Annotated in this window: 9 protein-coding genes; 6 read left to right on the top strand and 3 right to left on the bottom strand. The window is 44.0% G+C overall.

All coding sequences use genetic code 11. The features are described 5' to 3' along the window. Positions 1-26: 26 nt before the first annotated feature. The 5 genes from DK188_RS21800 (at position 27) to DK188_RS00525 (ending at position 13,916) form a co-directional block, all read left to right on the top strand. The gene (locus DK188_RS21800) at positions 27-7,793 is read left to right on the top strand and encodes a PKD domain-containing protein (RefSeq protein ID WP_111668827.1); all 7,767 of its coding nucleotides are present in this window, start codon (positions 27-29) and stop codon (positions 7,791-7,793) included. Further along, a complete protein-coding gene (locus DK188_RS00510; protein ID WP_111668828.1) occupies positions 7,794-8,828 on the top strand; it encodes a PorP/SprF family type IX secretion system membrane protein in 1,035 nt (344 codons plus the stop codon). It begins immediately after the preceding gene. Between the two features lie 426 nt (positions 8,829-9,254). Beyond that, positions 9,255-11,285, top strand: a complete 2,031-nt coding sequence (locus DK188_RS00515; RefSeq protein ID WP_198672946.1) for a T9SS type B sorting domain-containing protein — start codon at positions 9,255-9,257, stop codon at positions 11,283-11,285. Positions 11,286-11,288: 3 nt separating this feature from the next. Beyond that, positions 11,289-12,329, top strand: a complete 1,041-nt coding sequence (locus tag DK188_RS00520) for a PorP/SprF family type IX secretion system membrane protein (protein ID WP_111668830.1) — start codon at positions 11,289-11,291, stop codon at positions 12,327-12,329. Positions 12,330-12,386: 57 nt separating this feature from the next. Continuing rightward, positions 12,387-13,916 carry a cryptochrome/photolyase family protein gene (locus DK188_RS00525; protein ID WP_111668831.1) on the top strand — a complete coding sequence of 510 codons (1,530 nt, stop codon included), beginning with the start codon at positions 12,387-12,389 and terminating at the stop codon, positions 13,914-13,916. Positions 13,917-13,978: 62 nt separating this feature from the next. Here the strand turns inward: DK188_RS00525 and DK188_RS00530 are convergent, their stop codons facing one another. The 3 genes from DK188_RS00530 to DK188_RS00540 form a co-directional block, all read right to left on the bottom strand. Beyond that, positions 13,979-14,377, bottom strand: coding sequence for a DUF5655 domain-containing protein (locus tag DK188_RS00530; RefSeq protein WP_111668832.1), 399 nt, complete (start codon positions 14,375-14,377; stop codon positions 13,979-13,981). A gap of 83 nt (positions 14,378-14,460) precedes the next feature. Next, complete coding sequence (locus tag DK188_RS00535; RefSeq protein WP_111668833.1) at positions 14,461-15,381, bottom strand: mechanosensitive ion channel family protein; 921 nt, start codon at positions 15,379-15,381, stop codon at positions 14,461-14,463. A gap of 104 nt (positions 15,382-15,485) precedes the next feature. Further along, positions 15,486-16,589 carry a TolB family protein gene (locus DK188_RS00540; protein ID WP_111668834.1) on the bottom strand — a complete coding sequence of 368 codons (1,104 nt, stop codon included), beginning with the start codon at positions 16,587-16,589 and terminating at the stop codon, positions 15,486-15,488. 75 nt (positions 16,590-16,664) lie between these two features. Between DK188_RS00540 and DK188_RS00545 the strand changes: the two genes are divergently transcribed. Continuing rightward, positions 16,665-17,909 (top strand): M20/M25/M40 family metallo-hydrolase, encoded by a 1,245-nt coding sequence (locus tag DK188_RS00545; RefSeq protein WP_111668835.1) that lies wholly within the window; start codon positions 16,665-16,667, stop codon positions 17,907-17,909. The last annotated feature ends 7 nt before the right edge of the window (positions 17,910-17,916 follow it).

The raw sequence follows: 17,916 nt of genomic DNA on the forward strand, positions 1-17,916 counted from the left end.
CTTGGAGAATTTGGCGGGGTAGTCGCATGACAACGAGAAATAAAGGAAAATCTTTTCTGCTATTTATTCTATTAATCTTAGGGTTTTTAGGATCGAATGTTGATGCCCAAGTAGTAATTCCAAGAGATGGTTTTCCCTATTGTGAACCATTCACAAACTCTACCACAAGAGCAAATACAGTTTTTGATGGAGACCCCACCTCCGCTTTTTTGACTTCGGGTTCTGTAGACCCATCGGGCGACGGTGTGTTACGATTAACAAACAATGATGCCGATCAAAGAGGGTATGTTTTTGTGGATCTGCCCTTTTCTTCAGCTTACGGAATCAAGACTTCCTTTGAATATTTTGCCTATGCACCATGGGACATGATTCAGGGACCCGGAGATGGTTTGAGTTTCTTCCTTTTTGATGGAAATATCAATGCAGCAACCTTCGAAATCGGGGGACTTGGTGGATCATTAGGATATTCTCCTTTGCGGTATAGCGGAGGTAATTTTGGAGGAGGTTATGGTCTTCGAGGTGCTTATATGGGCATTGGCTTAGACGAGGTTGGCAACTGGGGAAATCAATACGAAGGAAAATACGGTGGATTTGCCAATCCATTTCAGTATGGATCAGGCCTAAGCCCGGCATTTTTTCCAAGGTATCCGAATAGTATCGCAATTCGGGGCCCAGTTCGCGCTGCGGACACTGTGAGGGATAATGGAATGACTGGAAATTACACAGGTTTTCCTGCTACTTTCCCTGACCCACCTACCTATGATAGCTACCAATTTATCGATGGAAAAATACTAAACAACGACCCAAGTGACGGCTCACCCTTTGATGTTCTAAACCCACAATTCTTTTTGCCATCCAATCAGCGTTTTACGGTAGGTGCGCAAGGTAGGGTAGTGAATTGTGCTCAAGTAGGCTATCGAAAAGTATTCATTGACCTTAGACCCATCGGAAATGGGAATTATACTATTTCGATGGATATGTTGGTAAGGACTGCTACTGGATTGCAGCAAGTACAGATTTTCAATAATGTTCCTTATCCCTATACCGCACCGCAAAACCTTAAGGTAGGATTTGCTGCTGCGACAGGTGCAGCAAAGCGGAGCATCCATGAAATCCGAAATGTAACGGTGGAAGTGTCGAGTATCGACCCTATACTGGCTCCAAACCCACCAAATCTAGATGAGACTGTATGTATTGATCAGGACCTTACTTTTGACTTCAATGTCAGCCTTCCTGCCCAAAATCAGTTCATTCGTTGTTTGCAACTATACCAAACCAATCCCGGGCCACCAAATAACAACCCGAATCCAAACGGTGACCCATTTGTCAATGGAAATCCAAACTGTGGATTATCCGGGGTATGTGAAGAAAAATGTAAACCAGAGAATAAAACTATTACCGTTCCTGGAGTTGGAACATTTGAGTCAATCCTAGAAGATCTCACCGATGGAAACTTCAATCAGGAACGGAATGAAGCAAAAATAAAATTCACTCCAGTATCTGGATTTTTCGGTACTCACACAATTTTTTATAACGTAATCGACAATTATGGACTGACCTCTGAGCCAAGGACGCTCACTGTGACCGTCAATCCTTTTCCGAAAATTGATAGTAGCGGCGCTATTATTGGCCCTACCTGCGATGGACAAAGTGACGGCTCAATCTCGAATATCGTGATCAGCGATTTGATCCCTGGCTACACTTTTTCATGGAGAGACCAGGGGGGGAACTTGATACCGAGCAGCAATTATACCGTTACAGAAACAATAGTAGGTGGATATACCCAGGCAACCATCGGTGTCAACAATGTAAATCTTGGCGTGTATTCGCTTCAGGTAAACAATCCAGCAACAAATAGTGCCTGTGACGATACCTTCGTCTTTGACATTACCAATGAGCGGGGAACTCCCGTTGAGGTTGTTTTGGATGATCAGGAAGTATGCGAAGGAACCCCGGTAATTTTTGAGCCTCAGCTCGAGGACCCGACAGATGCCAATAATCCGACATTTCTTTGGTGGAAAAACATCAATAAATCTCCAGGCTCACAGATCACAAATGGTCTAACAGAAGGCGGAGTAACCTACAGCATAGCAGCTGGTGTTTTAACCATTACTGGACTACCCCAGAGTGCCACTCCCTATGAATACTTTGTAGAAGTTGCTGCTGACCCTTCGCAAAATCTCTGTGCCACTCCAGCGGGGCAACTCAAAAGAGTACAGGTGCTGGTTTTACCACCTTTGAACATTTCTCTGAATGTTTCCGATGACCTCTGCAGGCAAGCTGCAGGAAGCGTTACAGTCAATGCGACAGGTGGTTTCCCAACGAAAACTTATAGCTTAGACGGAATAAATTTCACTTCCTCGAATGTATTCAATGGACTTCTTCCCGGTAACTATTCTGTCTATGTAAATGCCGGCTCAAATTGTATAGGACAGCAAGATTTCACCATTCAAGGTCCAGCCTCTGAACTGACCATTGCACTTTTATCTCAAACCAACCCATCCTGTGGACTTGAAAACGGCATAGTTACCTTCTCTGTGGCAGGTGGTACGCCTGGATATACCTTTACACTAGATGGTGGACCTATTACTGCCAATTTATCTGGAAACATTTATACTATTACTGGATTAAGCGAAGCTCCTACTCATAGTATCGAGGTGATCGATGCCAATAACTGCAGTGCCGTAGTCACCACACCAGCATTTAATGCGATTCCAATACCAACATTTGATGCCTCTGATGAAATCATTTGTCCTGGCGAGACGGCTATTCTTTCAGCTCAGATTATCAACCAAAGCAATGCCTCCAATCTCCAATTCACCTGGACTGATGGGGCGGGCAATCCACTTGTAAATGGTAATGGAATCACTTATAGCGCCAATACCTCAACGGGTGAATTGCAGATCACAGGATTGGCAGAAAGTGCGACGCCTTATCAATTTAATCTCTTGGTCACTGGAACTAACCTGTGTAATTCTAATCCACTCCCTGCCACAGTAACTGTAAATCCTACACCCAAGATAAATCCTGCAACTGTAATTCCTGTTTCTTGCTTTGGTGAAAGCACGGGTACCATCACATTAAATCCTACAGATCCTGCACAAGCAACAAACTATGAATATAGCATCGATGGAGGTACAAGTTTCCAAGCTTCTCCTGTATTCAATAATTTGGGAGCCAATACATATGATTTTATCATCAGAAACTCAGTCACTGGATGTTTTTCAAATCTAAACGGGGTGGTCGTTTCCCAGCCTGCTGAGCTTATTTTAACCTTAGATCAATTTATACAGGCAGCCTGCGGAGTACCAAATGGCCAAATTGAAGTTTCATTTAGTGGGGGAAGCCCTGGATACTCCTTGGAGTTAGTGCTAAATGGTGCTGTGATCCAAACCAACACCAGTCCCAGCTCTCCCACTGTCTATACTGACCTAGCTCCAGGTGACTATCAAATACGAATCACAGATAATCAATCCTGCGTCAAAACTGTCAATCAAACACTTATCAACGATGTAGGAATACCGATCACCGTAGATCAAATGGTAGATGAGTTGTGTTTTGGGGACCAAGCCCAAATCACGCCTACCATCACAACTTCAGGCACACCTGTGTTGAAATGGTATAAAGATGCCGCCGGGACGGATGAAATCATCTCAAGTCCTACCCCCGATGCCAATGGCCATACCTTTACCATCAATCCATCTACTCAAGAACTCACAGTATCTGGACTGGATGCTGGGGATTATACATATTATTTGGTATCCACAGGCCCTGGATATTGTCCAAACCCACCTTTTGAAGCAAAAATCAAAGTTTTAGACCCTATTAATTCGACATTAACTATCACTAATGAGATATGCTTTGGTGCAGCGGATGGTTCAATTACCATTAATGCTACAGGCTCTGATGGAAATTATGAATATAGCCTAGACGGTGGACCATTTGTGTCCAGCAATGTGTTCATGAATTTGGCTCCTAAAACTTATACGATTGATATAAGAAGTACAGGAGGTAATAATTGTACTTATCAGACCACTGCGGTGGTAGCCGGCCCGAGCTCCCCCATCACGATCAATTCTCCGGACATTCTTCGTAGTTCTTGTGACCTGGCAAATGGATCAATTGAAAATTTAACTATTTCCGGAGGATGGGGAAACTACTCCGTGGAATGGAGAAGAGGATCTTTGACTGGACCTGTGATACAAGGTGATGCAAATGGTGCTGAAAATCTGCTGCCAGATACCTATTATATCCTGATTACCGATGACCTTGGCTGTGAGGTTAACTTCAATTTTACCTTGGAGGAAATGCCCGATCCAGTATATGTAGTTGCTCCAACAGAAGTATGCGCCGGAGAAACTGTAGTGCTCACTCCGGTAAATACCGTAGCAGGATCTGCAGCTTCTGATTTGAAATGGTACACAGACGCCTCCAAAACCACTGAAATAGTATCTGGTCCAGATCCTATAAATCCAGCAATCAATTATTCAATTGATAGTGATGGTGAGCTAATTATCACCGGATTGGCAGGTAATGTTTCGCCATACTCGTATTATCTGGAAGTAGTCTGCACCAATGCGCTAGTGGAAGTAGAAGCTCTGGTCAAAATTATTCCAAACTTGACCATAGAAACTTCGCCGGAGATTTGTTTTGGAGCAGGGGATGGAAAAATCCGAATAACATCGGGTGGGATCTCCACCTTTGAATATTCCGTAGATGGCGCAGGGGTGATTTCACAGGCCGACCTAGAGGCAATGTCGTTTGCTCCAAAGGTCTATTCCATAGACGTAAGCAATGCCGGACAGTGTCTTCAAACTTACCAAGTGGAAGTCCTTGGACCTCCCTCAGCGATATCCATAAATTCCCCTGATGTAGTTAGAAGTTCCTGTGGATTGTCCAATGGAAGCATTGAAAACCTGACTATTTCAGGAGGCTGGGGGAATTATTCTGTAGAGTGGAGAAAAGGCTCCATCTCAGGATCAATTGTTCCTGGGGATGCATCCGGAGCTCAAAACCTTTCGCCTGATACTTATTTTATCCTGATTTCTGATGGAGAAGGATGTGAGGAGAGCTTTAGTTTCCTAGTGGAAGAACAACCCAGACCAGAGTTTCAAATCGCTCCAGTCGAAGTTTGCGAAGGCGAGACTGTACTATTGATACCAACAAATATTATTTCGGGATCTTCTTCTTCCGAATTAAAGTGGTACAAAGACGCCAATAGAGCTCAGGAGATAACCTCAGGTGTAGACCCAACTAATTCTGCTATTTCCTACGGAATAGATTCAAATGGTCAATTGAGTATTACCGGGTTGCCTGGAGCTGTGAATCCGTATACCTATTACCTATATGTAGTCTGTACAGATGAATTAGAATCCGTAACTGCCCTCGTGAGGATTGTACCCAAACCAGTATTTGAATCTACACCTGTAAAATGTTTCGGAGCAAATGATGGAGAAATACGTGTGACTACAGGTGGTTTGGCCTCCTTTTCTTACGCCATTAATGGAGCAAATCCGATTACTGAAGCTCAGCTTGAATCATTACAATTTGCTCCGGGAACCTACTCGATTGAAGTTGATAACGGTGGATTCTGTACAACCACATTCTCAGTTGAGGTACTGGGACCTAATGCCCAACTTGCTGTAAGTCCACTTACACAAATTGATCCCGGATGTGGCGCAGATATCGGAATTATCCGGGCTCAAATTACAGGTGGATGGGCACCTTATACCGTCAACTTATTCCAGAATGGTTCCAGTATTAATTCCCAGACTGTATCAGGTCCAAACTATGAAATAGGAAACCTCGCTCCAGGAACCTATTACCTGGATATCACAGACAGTGAGGGATGTGCTATCACTTCAAATACTGTGACGCTCGTATATGGACCTAGCCAAATCTTGGTTGATGATTTGGAAATTTGCGAAGGTGAGCAGGCTGTCTTTGTACCAACGATAAATCCAGCCGCAGCTGGAGTTGTATTTGAATGGTTCAAAGACCCAGCTTTGACCATCCCAATTACTTCCAGTCCGACCCCTGATGCAAATGGCCATATCTTTGAAATTAGTGCAACTGGTACATTAACGGTCACAGGTCTAAACTCTACAAATTCTCCGGCCACTTATTATGCCAGCGCATCGGGAACAGATGTTTGCCCAGGTTTTGTGGCTTCTCCAAAAGTAGAAATCAACAGATTGCCAGCACTCACTGCCTCCGTACAAAATGAAATATGCTTTGGAGAACAAGGACAGATTACGCTGACAGGAAGTGCCGGCAACGGTGTTTTCGCTTACTCTCTAAATGGGACAGATTGGTCGTCTTCCAACGTTTTCAGCGTTTCTCCAGGTGTCTATACAGGATATGTTAGAAGTGGGGCAGACTGCATTGCAGAGCTACAAGGAATCACAGTAGTAGGCCCTTCAGGTCCAATTTCGACCTCAACTCCTCTCTCAGTGGATCCTGTTTGTAACCAGCCCAATGGTAGTATCGCTTTCGAGATTACCGGAGGATATGGAAGCTACACCGTAATTACAGAGCGAAATGGTCAGGTATTTGCCACAGAGGCTTTGTCTACGGGTACTTTTGAAATCCAAAACCTTCCGGAGGGAAATTACACCTTTACCGTTCAGGATCAGAATCCCGACGGGGTCAACTGTGAATTTGAAGTGGCAGGGGTCATCCAATTGATCAATCAGCCTACGCCGCTGGAAGCACAAGATGTGACCATCTGTGAAGGTGAAACTGCGACAGTGATCCCATCAACAAGTCAAACAGGCATAACTCCGATCTTCACATGGTATCAAAATGCGAATGGAACCGGCCAGATCAATTCTGGAACAGCATCGGGCATTACCTATCAGATTTCCGCTGCTGGAGAATTAAGCATTACCGGACTTCCCGGAAGAGCCCAGCCCTATACCTATTATGTCAAGATTTCGGGCGCTGGAGTTTGTGAACCTCCACTAGTACCAGTGGATGTACTAGTCTATGATATTCCAAATCTAAGAGTCTCCAATCCATCGATTGTATGTGATCCAAATGGCACGGTAGATTTGACAGAGTTTATTGAAGGATTTAATGCGCAGATATATGATTATCAAATCCTAAACCCTAGTGGTGGAGTTATGAGATTGGATGAAATAGACGCGGTAAGTCAGAATGGAAGCTATCAGGTAGCCAGCAGCTTAAAAGGATCCAATTGCTGGTCTCCTAATCAAAGAATCCAGGTTATCATTTCGGATACTGAGCTGATCCCTGAATTTAACTATGAAGTGGACCTCGGTGGTGGTACTGTTTTAGAAAATGCCGAAGTCCAGATTCAGGAGCCCGTTCAATTTTTGGATGTGTCTTCTGGCAAGATCATCATTTGGAATTGGGATTTTGGAGATGGCAGCAGCAGTTCGGAACAAAATCCAACCCATGAATATCAATCCAAGGGGATATATACAGTTACACTGACTACCATCGATGAATTTGGTTGTGTGGATACGTTTGAGCGGGTATTGCAGGTATTTGACGATTATGTAATTCTAGTTCCCAATGCATTTACACCTCAGGGAGTGAAGAACCAATTCTTCAAACCACAATACCGTGGTATCGCATCGATGGAATTCTTTGTATTCAATACTTGGGGAGAATTGATTTTCGAATCAAATACCCTCGAAACAATTGGATGGGACGGAACTTTGAAAGGAAAAAATGCTCCAAATGGAAATTATGTTTACAAAGCGATTTTCATGACAAGGTCTGGTATAAAAGTTGAGAAGTCTGGAGTATTCTTACTAATAAGATAAGTGCTAAATCGCCTAAGACATATTCTCTTTTTTTTCTTTTTGACAATAGGACTTGTTAAGGCCCAAGACGTTCAGTACTCCCAATTCTACGCTGCTCCGCTGTATTTAAACCCAGCCTTGACTGGCGCTTCGGAACTCACTCGTGTCGGAGTCAATTACCGAAATCAATGGCCTGGGCTAGACCATAGTTTCAATTCTTACTCAGCCTATATTGATCATTACATTTTTGACTACAATAGCGGCATCGGTCTCATTTTCAATGGCAATCAAGAAACCTTAGCCAATCTATCGACAAATGAAATCGGACTAAGCTATTCCTATCGCCTCAGACTTAGTGAAAAGTTTTTTTTCCGGATCGGGGCTCAAGCAAGCTACATGCAGCGGGACGCCTTCTTTTCTGACTTGGTCTTTGGCTCCATGATCGATATTGTCAATGGAACAGTCGGTGGGATCACGGATGAGCTCAATGGAGTTCCATTGGACAGCCGGTATTCTTTTGTGGATTATGCTGTCGGAGGGATGTTTTACAATGACAAATTTTGGCTGGGTGCTTCAGCCCATCACCTTACCGAGCCCAACATCTCCTTTGTAGATGATCAGACTAGTGTATTACCCATGAAGTTGTCCCTACAAGGAGGATACAAAATAAATCTCTCCCCTGGGGGAAGGGATTACTTTACCCATGACTATCAGGAGCGATCCGTTTCATTTGCATTTAATTACAAGGAACAGGAGCCATTCAGCCAACTAGACGTTGGGGCGCAATTGTTTCTCCAGCCTTTGGTTTTAGGACTGTGGTATCGTGGACTTCCAATTAAAAACAGCCTGCCTAACAATGAGGCTTTTATCGGACTGATCGGCGTGGCGCTGGATTCGGGACTGGATATCGGATATTCCTATGATGTTACTACCTCCAAACTGGGTCAGCGAAATAGTGGAGGGGCACATGAAATTTCTATTCGCTACACTTTTTTATGGGGAGATCCTCGATCTCGAAATCAGCGATCTCGAATAATTCCTTGCTTTAGATACTGATTTTCAGAAGAAAATCCACGGGAACGAAAAAAAATTAAAAATATTTCAAATTTTTTTTGGTCTGAATTTACAGGCCATTTTTCATTTCACATCCTTAAAAAAGCATCACCTTATCAGTTTTTTTGACTATATGAAATTATAAAGAAAACTTATATTATTCTAAGTCCACTTTTTCAAATTCATCGTATTTCGATCACTTGGAAAATAGAATTTTTACGCTCTATTTTCATTAAATCAGCTCGATTAAAGAATATCATTTTGCTGTATACGACATACAAAAAATATTATTCTTAAAAACGAACTGCACAAAAAGGTTTTTGTAAGACAAAAATCCAATGTTGAAAATGCTGATTTCTGTGATGAAGTACAAAAATGAAAGGGTTAAATAAAATATCAGGCGCAAAGATTCTCCTACTGATCTTCAGTATGACAATCCATTATACTGCCTGGTCCCAATTTTCCTTTTCTCTACCGAGCCACGAAAATGACCGAGTGCAGAGTTACAGCACAATCCAAGTAAATGTCAGTGGCAAATTAGCCCTGTGTTCGCATACCGAAAGAGGCAGCATCAATCTTGATGTCACCGGAGGAAAAGCTCCATATACCTTCAAGTGGAACACAAACGAAACAAGCCAAAACAGAACCAACCTTTATGCAGGTACCTATACCGTATGGATCACAGATGCAGAAGGTCTGCAGTATGTGGAGCGGATCGTAATCCAACCCCCATTTCCACTGATTCTGGATCCTGTAGAAAAAAAGGACGCTTCCTGTAGCTCCGGGAATGATGGTTCGGCAAAAATCAATGTAAAAATCGGCCGCAATGACTATGAGCAAAATAGTCCTCCATACAAAATCATCTGGAGCAATGGCCTTGAGGATGTTTGGGAAGCTGACAATTTAGCTCCTGGAACTTACACGGTGGTCGTCTCAGATAAGTATGCCTGTGAGGTAAGTGTTTCATTCGATATTAAAGCCGCAGCGGAAGGAATCCAAGTAACTTCCAACACACAGGATCCAACTTGCAATAATCCAAATTCAGGAACTATTCTCCTGAATGTAACCGGAGGTGAAGCACCATATACCTACCAATGGAGCAATGGCGCTAGTTCAAAAGATCTAACCAACCTACCTGCTGGTGAATATCAGGTACAGGTCAAGGACAGCAAAGGCTGCAGTTTCCAGGCTGCATACAAGCTAGCTGGCCCTATCGAGTTTACAGCTGAATCTCAAGTCAGTCAACCCACCTGTCAAGGATCTGCTACGGGTGAGATTGAAATCCTTCCGCAAGGAGGCAAAGCGCCCTTCACGTACCTATGGAGCAATGGTCAAACTGCTTCCAGTGTCAAAAATTTAGCGGAAGGAAGCTATAGCGTGAGGATTACCGACGCCTCCGGATGCTCAGTAGAACAACAATTCGCCTTGACCAATCAGTCTAGCTTGACCTTGGAAGTCTTGGAAAATACCCCAGTCTCCTGCTCAGGACAAGCAGATGGGGCGGTTTCAGTCAAAGTTGCAGGCACTTATGAACCGTACAAATTGACTTGGTCCGATGGAGTAGAAGATCAGACTGATAGAAATGATCTCCAAGCAGGGACGCATGCTGTTTCCGTGACGGATAACTCAGGATGTACGGCTACCATTTCTATATTGGTAGAAGAAACATCCAAAATACAGGCGAGAATTGAAACTGCCTTGGATGTGGACTGTGCAGCAGGCAAAGCTACAGGAGTAGCTTGGGTATCCATCCAAGGAGGAAAAGAACCCTATACTATCACCTGGAATACCAGCACCGCAAATTCAAGAGAAATCACCTTTACCAACGCTGGAATTCTGAAGGCAACTGTCACAGATGCCCTTGGCTGTACAGTGGAAACTGAAGCAAGAGTAGATTTTCCTAATCAAAATACGCAAGGTTCCCGATTGGACTTCCAGTACCGCAAGCTAGTTATCACCTCAGAACCTGAAGTAATGGTCGAGGAGGAGATTCTTTTCGAGAGCGAAATAGCCCCTGAATTTATCGCCTGGGAATGGGAATTCGGCGATGGAAATAAATCCACAGAAAAAGACCCAATTCACATCTTTTCAAAAGCAGGAGAATACGAAGTCAAACTGATTGGATATGACCTCTTTGGCTGCTCAATGATAGAAACCAATAGCGTACAAGTCACCTCACCCACAGATTTATTGGTCATCCCTAATGCCTTTACACCAAATGGGGACGGACTCAATGACACCTTTATCCCCAAAATCAGAGCTTTCTCCACCTTCCAAATGGAAATCTTCAACACCTGGGGAGAAAAGCTCTTCATCACCAACAGTCTTGAAAGCAAAGGTTGGGATGGAACCTACAAAGGTCAACTGGCTCCTGCCGGCAATTACATGTATCGAATTACCCTCACCACATCGGACGGACAAGTGGTCAATCGTACCGGTGGCATCACCCTAATTAGATAGGTTATGAGAAAGTCTTTTGCGCTTATCACCCTCACGTTTATCGCCTTGTGTTGCACATACCTGAGTCTCAGTGCTCAGGATGTTCAATACTCCCAGTTTTATGCCAATCCACTTTACCTCAATCCCGCAATGACAGGATCCAGTGAGATGACTCGGATAGGAGTAAATTACCGAAACCAATGGCCAGGTCTGGATCAGTCCTTCACATCTTATTCAGCGCATTTGGACCACTACCTGTTCAATGTCAATAGCGGAATCGGGGTGATCTTCAACCGCTCTGAGCACAGCATGGCTAACCTAAGCGTGACAGAAATCGGTGCAACTTACTCCTATCGGGCACGACTTGGTTTCCGGTCTTTTTTGAGATTTGGAGGTCAGGTAAGCTACATGGAGCGAGACGCTTACTTTGGCAACTTGGTCTTCGGTAGTCAGATCGATGATCAAACTGGCGTGATTGGGGATTTTTCCGGTGAAAACCTCGGTGCGGATGTCAATCACCAATTTGTAGATTACAGTCTCGGCATGATGTTCAATAATGAAAATGCGTGGTTTGGCATCTCTGCACATCACATCACCCAGCCCAACATGTCTTTTGTGGATGGGCAAATCAGCGAATTGCCGGTAAAACTCTCCGCACATGGTGGATACAGGATTGACCTTTCTGGAGGCTCTTCCCAAAATTTCATGAATAACAGAAGCGGCACCAAAGACCTGACTTTGGCATTCAACTACAAAAACCAAGGTCCTTTTTCCCAGTTGGATTTAGGTGCCCAGGTGAATATTCAGCCTTTGGTGCTCGGCATTTGGTACCGTGGAATCCCCGTATCCGAGGTTACGCAGACTAATCACGAGGCAGTCATAGCCCTTGTGGGTATTTCTCTTGGAAATGGCCTCGATGTAGGATATAGTCACGATTTCACCATTTCTTCTCTTGGAAATGGAAATACAGGAGGCGCCAATGAGATATCCATCCGCTATAGCTTCCTTGCAGGATCAGCCAAAGGGGCAGGCAGAAAATCGTCCATGCCTTGTTTTAAATATTGAGTATTTCATAAACAATGGGTTTCCAAAAGGGCTTTACACTAGTAAAGTCCTTTTTTTATGGCCAAAACCTTACGATTGATTCTCGGAGATCAGCTCAATACGCAGCATTCTTGGTTCCAAAAAGTCGATCCCACCGTTACATATCTTCTGATGGAAATGCGCCAAGAGACAGACTATGTCGCCCATCATATTCAGAAGGTCATTGGGTTTTTCCTAGCCATGCGCAATTTTTCTGAAGATCTGAAAACTGCCGGACACAGGGTACTTTTCTACACATTGGACCATTCGGAGAATTGCCAAAATCTGAGTGATCAGATAGATTTCTTGATTTCAAAAGAAAACTTCGAACGCTTCGAATACCTGCTTCCAGATGAATATCGTTTAGACAGATTGTTGAAGGATATTTGTGATAAACTTCCCATTCCATCTTCATCTTCAGATTCAGCGCATTTTTTGACTTCCCGGGAGTTTTTGAAAGATTTTTTCAAAGGAAAAAAAACCTACCTGATGGAGATCTTTTACCGTGAAATGCGGAAAAAATACAACATCCTCATGGATGGAAAAGAACCACTCACCGGACAATGGAACTATGATCATGACAATCGTGGAGCACTGAAGGATAAAAAAATTCTCAAAAAAGCGCACATCCATCCCAAAGAGGTAAGTGATCTGGTGAATCTACTCGAAAAATCAGGTGTAAAAACCATTGGGAGCATAGATGCTGAAAAATTTCCCTGGCCCACATCCCGGAAGGAGAGTTTGGAAATTCTGGACTATTTCTGCAAAAATCTGTTGACTCACTTTGGTACTTACCAAGATGCACTGACTACTTGGGACCCGTATCTTTTCCATTCCCGCCTGAGTTTTTCGATGAATACAAAAATGATCTCTCCTCTGGAAGTCGTCCAAACTGTGGAAAAATACTGGTATCAGCATCAGGATCAGATATCCATAGCACAAGTGGAAGGTTTCATCCGGCAGATCATCGGCTGGAGGGAATACATGCGAGGCATCTATTGGGCGCGGATGCCGGAGTTTGGTGAGCTCAACTTTTTTGGTCACAATCGATCGCTTCCGGATTGGTTTTGGACTGGGAAGACCAAAATGAACTGCCTTAGCCAAGCCATAGGACAATCACTAGGCCATGCCTATGCACATCACATTCAGCGCTTGATGGTTACCGGTAACTTTGCCCTCCTGGCAGGAATCCACCCCGACGAGGTCGATCAGTGGTACCTCGGGATTTATATCGATGCAATCGAATGGGTGGAAATCACCAACACACGAGGCATGAGCCAATTTGCTGATGGAGGCATCGTAGGCACCAAACCTTATGTTTCTTCAGCCAATTACATCAAGAAACAGGGAAATTATTGCGACAAATGTGCCTACGATTCCAATAAAAAAACCGGTCACGGTGCCTGTCCTTTCAACAGTCTGTATTGGCACTTTTACGACCGCCATCGTGACAAACTGGAGAAAAATCCTCGAATTGGAATGGCTTACCGAACTTGGGATAAAATGAAAAACAAGGAGGAACTCCTCAACCAAGCTGAATCATATTTGGAGCGAATAAACGACCTGTAAAACGCTATGCTTTGAATAATTCCATTTTAAAATTCTACAGGCAACCAAGGTTTAGTTAACCATTACAAAAAATCATAGGAGTTTTTGATATGTCTAAATAGAATAGGAGATACCTCCTCGAGACCACTAATTCTGATGTGGTTTTCATATTTCTTTGAAACCTTCGTTGATTTAAAAAATGGGGGACACTGCTGCTCTTCCTTGGAATAAAATTGCACATCCAAAAACTTGGACATTGGTCTGATCACCAAAAAAGTTTGTTTATGGACAAACATGACGCATTTTTTGGTGTTGCTTACGATCACACCATCCCATTCTACTACCTCCGCTAGGATTTTGTCAAACATAAATTCCAGCTCCTTGGGCTTACCTTCAAAAAGTGAATCCAAATCCGCTTTGACACAGATATGCCAGATGTTTTCGCGGAGCAGGTCTCTTTCACAGTTGGGGCAAGTCCACATGGTCAGTGCTGAACTATTGGTTACCGATTAAACAAAAAGGAAGTGATTGGCTGATTTGGGGACATAAAAACTGAAAAATACGATCAATCTTTTTGCTGATGATCCAGTACCACTCTCGATTTTGGCAAAGCATCCGGATAGTTTTTCTGGATAAACTCAATCATCTTTTCCCGCACATGAACTCTCAAATCCCATGCCGTCGGAGAGTTTTTGGCAGAAACCAAAATCCTGCTTTCGACTGTAAATTCCTTGGAATCTGTCACCTGAAGGACTTTCACCTTCTTATCCCAAAGTGGTGTCGCAGCGAGAATGCGATCCAGCTCCTCCCGAAGCGCATCGAATGAAATGGTGTAATCCGTATACAAGAACACCGAACCAATGATGTCTGCCGAAGTTCGGGTCCAGTTTTGAAAGGGTTTTTCCAAGAAATAGGTCGTAGGCAAAACGAGTCTTCGCTGATCCCAGATCCGCACCACGACATAAGTGAGGTTGATCTCCTCGATCCAGCCCCATTCACCCTCCACCACCACGGCATCATCCAAGCGGAAAGGTTGAGCAAAAGCGATCTGAATCCCCGCAATTAAAGTCCCAATAGCCTTCTGTGCAGAAAAACCGATTATAATCCCTGCCACTCCGGCAGATGCAAAAAGCCCAACTCCGATCTGCCTGATCGACTCAAATGAAATAAGAATCAATCCCAGTCCAAAAAAGATGATCACAAAATTCCCCACCTTCTGCAGGATGTTGATCTGTGTGTAGATTTTCCGGGCTTTCAGATTGTCCTCTTTGGCAATATCATAATGCCGCAGCATGCTTTTTTTCAAAATCCCTGACAATACGAGCAGGCACCAAGTCAGCCCCAGAATAATGAAGACGGTATTGACCTTGGGCAAATAGGCAAAAAGCCCCTCCCATTCCTTGGATCTTTCGTGAAGAAAAAATTTGGCCACCGCAAGACTGATGGTAATCAGAAGTGGGATAAAAAGTCGGGAATAACTATTCATAACTATGGAAAAATAGGTTTGAAGATTTTTTAAAGTAGTAAAGGATAACTGTAGAAACAAAAAAACCGCTCAAAAAGCGGTTTTTAATTGATGCCAAACTACGTTTAATCTCCTATCCATTCTGCGACAAAGAGATTTGTGTCCCGAGTACCACCATTGTTTCGATTGGAAGAGAACACCAGATATTTTCCATCATTTGAGAAAACTGGAAAGGCGTCAAATGTACCGTCGTGGGTAATTCGCGTCAGCCCGGTACCATCCAGATTGATCATGAAAAGGTTAAATGGATAGCCTCTTTCGGTCATATGATTGGAAGCGAAGATGAGTTTTTCACCAGAAGGATGGAAAAATGGCGCCCAATTGGCCTTACCCAAACTGGTGATCTTCTTGATGTCTGTACCATCTGCATTGGCTACGTACAGTTCCATTTCGGTGGGCTTCACCAAGCCCTCCTTGAGCAGGTCTTTGTATTCGGAGATTTCTTCTTCGGTCTGAGGACGGGATGCTCTCCAGACCAATTTGCTGCCATCAGGTGAGAAAAATGCTCCACCATCGTAGCCAAGTTCTGTCGTGATTTGCTTCACATCTGTGCCATCAATATTCATGGTGTACAATTCCAAATCGCCTGTACGCATGGAAGTAAATACAATCTTGTCGCCCTTGGGGGATACAGTCGCCTCAGCATCATACCCAGGTTCACTGGTCAATTGGGATATAATTGTCCCGCTCAAATCTGCCGAGAAAATATCAAAGCTATCGTAGATTGGCCAGACATACTTGCCGTCGGCTCTTCTTTCTGGGACAGGAGGGCAGGCTGGATCTACCAAGTGTGTCGAAGCATAGACAAAGGTCTGATCTCCCGGCAAAAAATAGGCACATGTCGTCCGTCCGAGTCCTGTACTGATTCGGCTGGGCGGTGTCGTGGCGAGATCATCTTCTCTCCAGTTGAGATAAAACATCTGATCGCATTCATTTCCCCACTCCGCATAATCCGACTGAAATACGAGCATCGAGTCGTCAAAAGACCAATACGCCTCCGCATTGTTTCCACCAAAAGTCAGTTGTTTGACGTTTTTGAGGTATTTCATTTCCTCAGGGTGAAGGAGAAGCGAATCTGAGGCTGAGTGAGGTTCGGGAGCAAGAACAGTTTCGGTTTTTGGATTGCATGCAAAAGCAACAATCAAAATTGGAACGAGTAGTTTTCTCATTTTTAGCGGTGATAATTAAAAGAATTGCGGGGCGAAGATACCAATTATTATCTTTGGACTAAATCTACACAAGACATGAAAAAACTCGTCTCGATCTCCAAAATTTTTGTCCCGATTCTGGCTGTTTCTATCTTTTCCTGTGGGGGTCCTCCCAGTGATGAAAAACTACTTTCCTCTCTTCAAGAAGATGTCAGCTATTTGGCAGCGGATGACCTGGGAGGCAGAGCTATCGGCACCGACGGAGAAGTGAAAGCTGCAGAATACCTAGCCAAAGAATTTGAAAAAGTGGGGCTTTCGCCAAAAGGAACCGAAGGTTTTTTTCAGCCATTTACAGTCTCCAAACCCTCAAATCCACACGAGGAAGCTGTAATTGGCACCGATGGTGAGGGAATTACCGGGCGGAATGTAGTAGGCTTTTTGGATAAAAGGTCCGACAAAACCATCGTCATCGGAGCGCACTTTGACCACTTGGGTATGGGTGGATCCGGTTCACTCCACCGAGGTGACTCGGCCATTCACAATGGTGCGGATGACAATGCTTCCGGGACTGCAGCTTTGTTGGCTTTGGCAGAGATCCTGAAACATACAGAGCTCAGCAGCAATGTGCTCTTTATCGCTTTTTCTGGTGAGGAAAATGGGCTTTGGGGTTCAAATTATTTTGCCAAAAACCCAACCATTGAGCTTTCCTCGGTGAATTACATGATCAATATGGATATGGTGGGCCGGTTGAATGAAGAAAAATCACTTGCTGTCTATGGCGTAGGGACTAGCCCAAGTTTTCCGGCCATTTTGGATCCCATCAATTCAGACAGTTTGAAAATAGTCACCACAGAATCCGGAGTAGGTCCTTCAGATCACACTTCATTTTACCTTCAGGATATACCCGTGCTTCACTTCTTCACCGGACAGCACGAGGACTATCACAAGCCATCGGATGATTCAGATAAGATCAATTATGAAGGATTGGTAAAAGTGGTCCGATACATCTCAAGAGTGATCGAACAGCTGGATGCTGAGCCAAAATTGGCTTTTACGAAAACGAAAGACTCCAGCGATTCGCCTCGATTTACCGTTTCGATGGGTGTAGTGCCCGATTACATGTATGATGGAAAAGGCATGCGGGTAGATGGAGTTTCAGAAGGAAAACCCGCCCAAGCCGCAGGATTGCTCAAGGGCGATGTGGTCGTGCAGCTCGGAGACTCCACAGTCTACGATATGATGAGCTACATGCGGGCTTTGAGTGCATTCCAAAAAGGAGATTCTACCAAAGTGGTAATCGAAAGAAGCGGTCAGCAGGTGGAAGCTTTGGTGAAGTTTTAAATATTCG

It is taken from the genome of Algoriphagus litoralis (assembly GCF_003259255.1).
GTDB classification, from domain to species: domain Bacteria; phylum Bacteroidota; class Bacteroidia; order Cytophagales; family Cyclobacteriaceae; genus Algoriphagus; species Algoriphagus litoralis.

What these genes read in the sequence shown, in the direction of transcription:
- DK188_RS00535 (WP_111668833.1), bottom strand. Translation starts at nt 15,381, where the DNA reads ATGAATAGTTATTCCCGACTTTTTATCCCACTTCTGATTACCATCAGT.
- DK188_RS00545 (WP_111668835.1), top strand. Translation starts at nt 16,665, where the DNA reads ATGAAAAAACTCGTCTCGATCTCCAAAATTTTTGTCCCGATTCTGGCT.
- DK188_RS00525 (WP_111668831.1), top strand. Translation starts at nt 12,387, where the DNA reads ATGGCCAAAACCTTACGATTGATTCTCGGAGATCAGCTCAATACGCAG.
- DK188_RS00530 (WP_111668832.1), bottom strand. Translation starts at nt 14,377, where the DNA reads ATGTGGACTTGCCCCAACTGTGAAAGAGACCTGCTCCGCGAAAACATC.
- DK188_RS00515 (WP_198672946.1), top strand. Translation starts at nt 9,255, where the DNA reads ATGACAATCCATTATACTGCCTGGTCCCAATTTTCCTTTTCTCTACCG.
- DK188_RS21800 (WP_111668827.1), top strand. Translation starts at nt 27, where the DNA reads ATGACAACGAGAAATAAAGGAAAATCTTTTCTGCTATTTATTCTATTA.
- DK188_RS00520 (WP_111668830.1), top strand. Translation starts at nt 11,289, where the DNA reads ATGAGAAAGTCTTTTGCGCTTATCACCCTCACGTTTATCGCCTTGTGT.
- DK188_RS00540 (WP_111668834.1), bottom strand. Translation starts at nt 16,589, where the DNA reads ATGAGAAAACTACTCGTTCCAATTTTGATTGTTGCTTTTGCATGCAAT.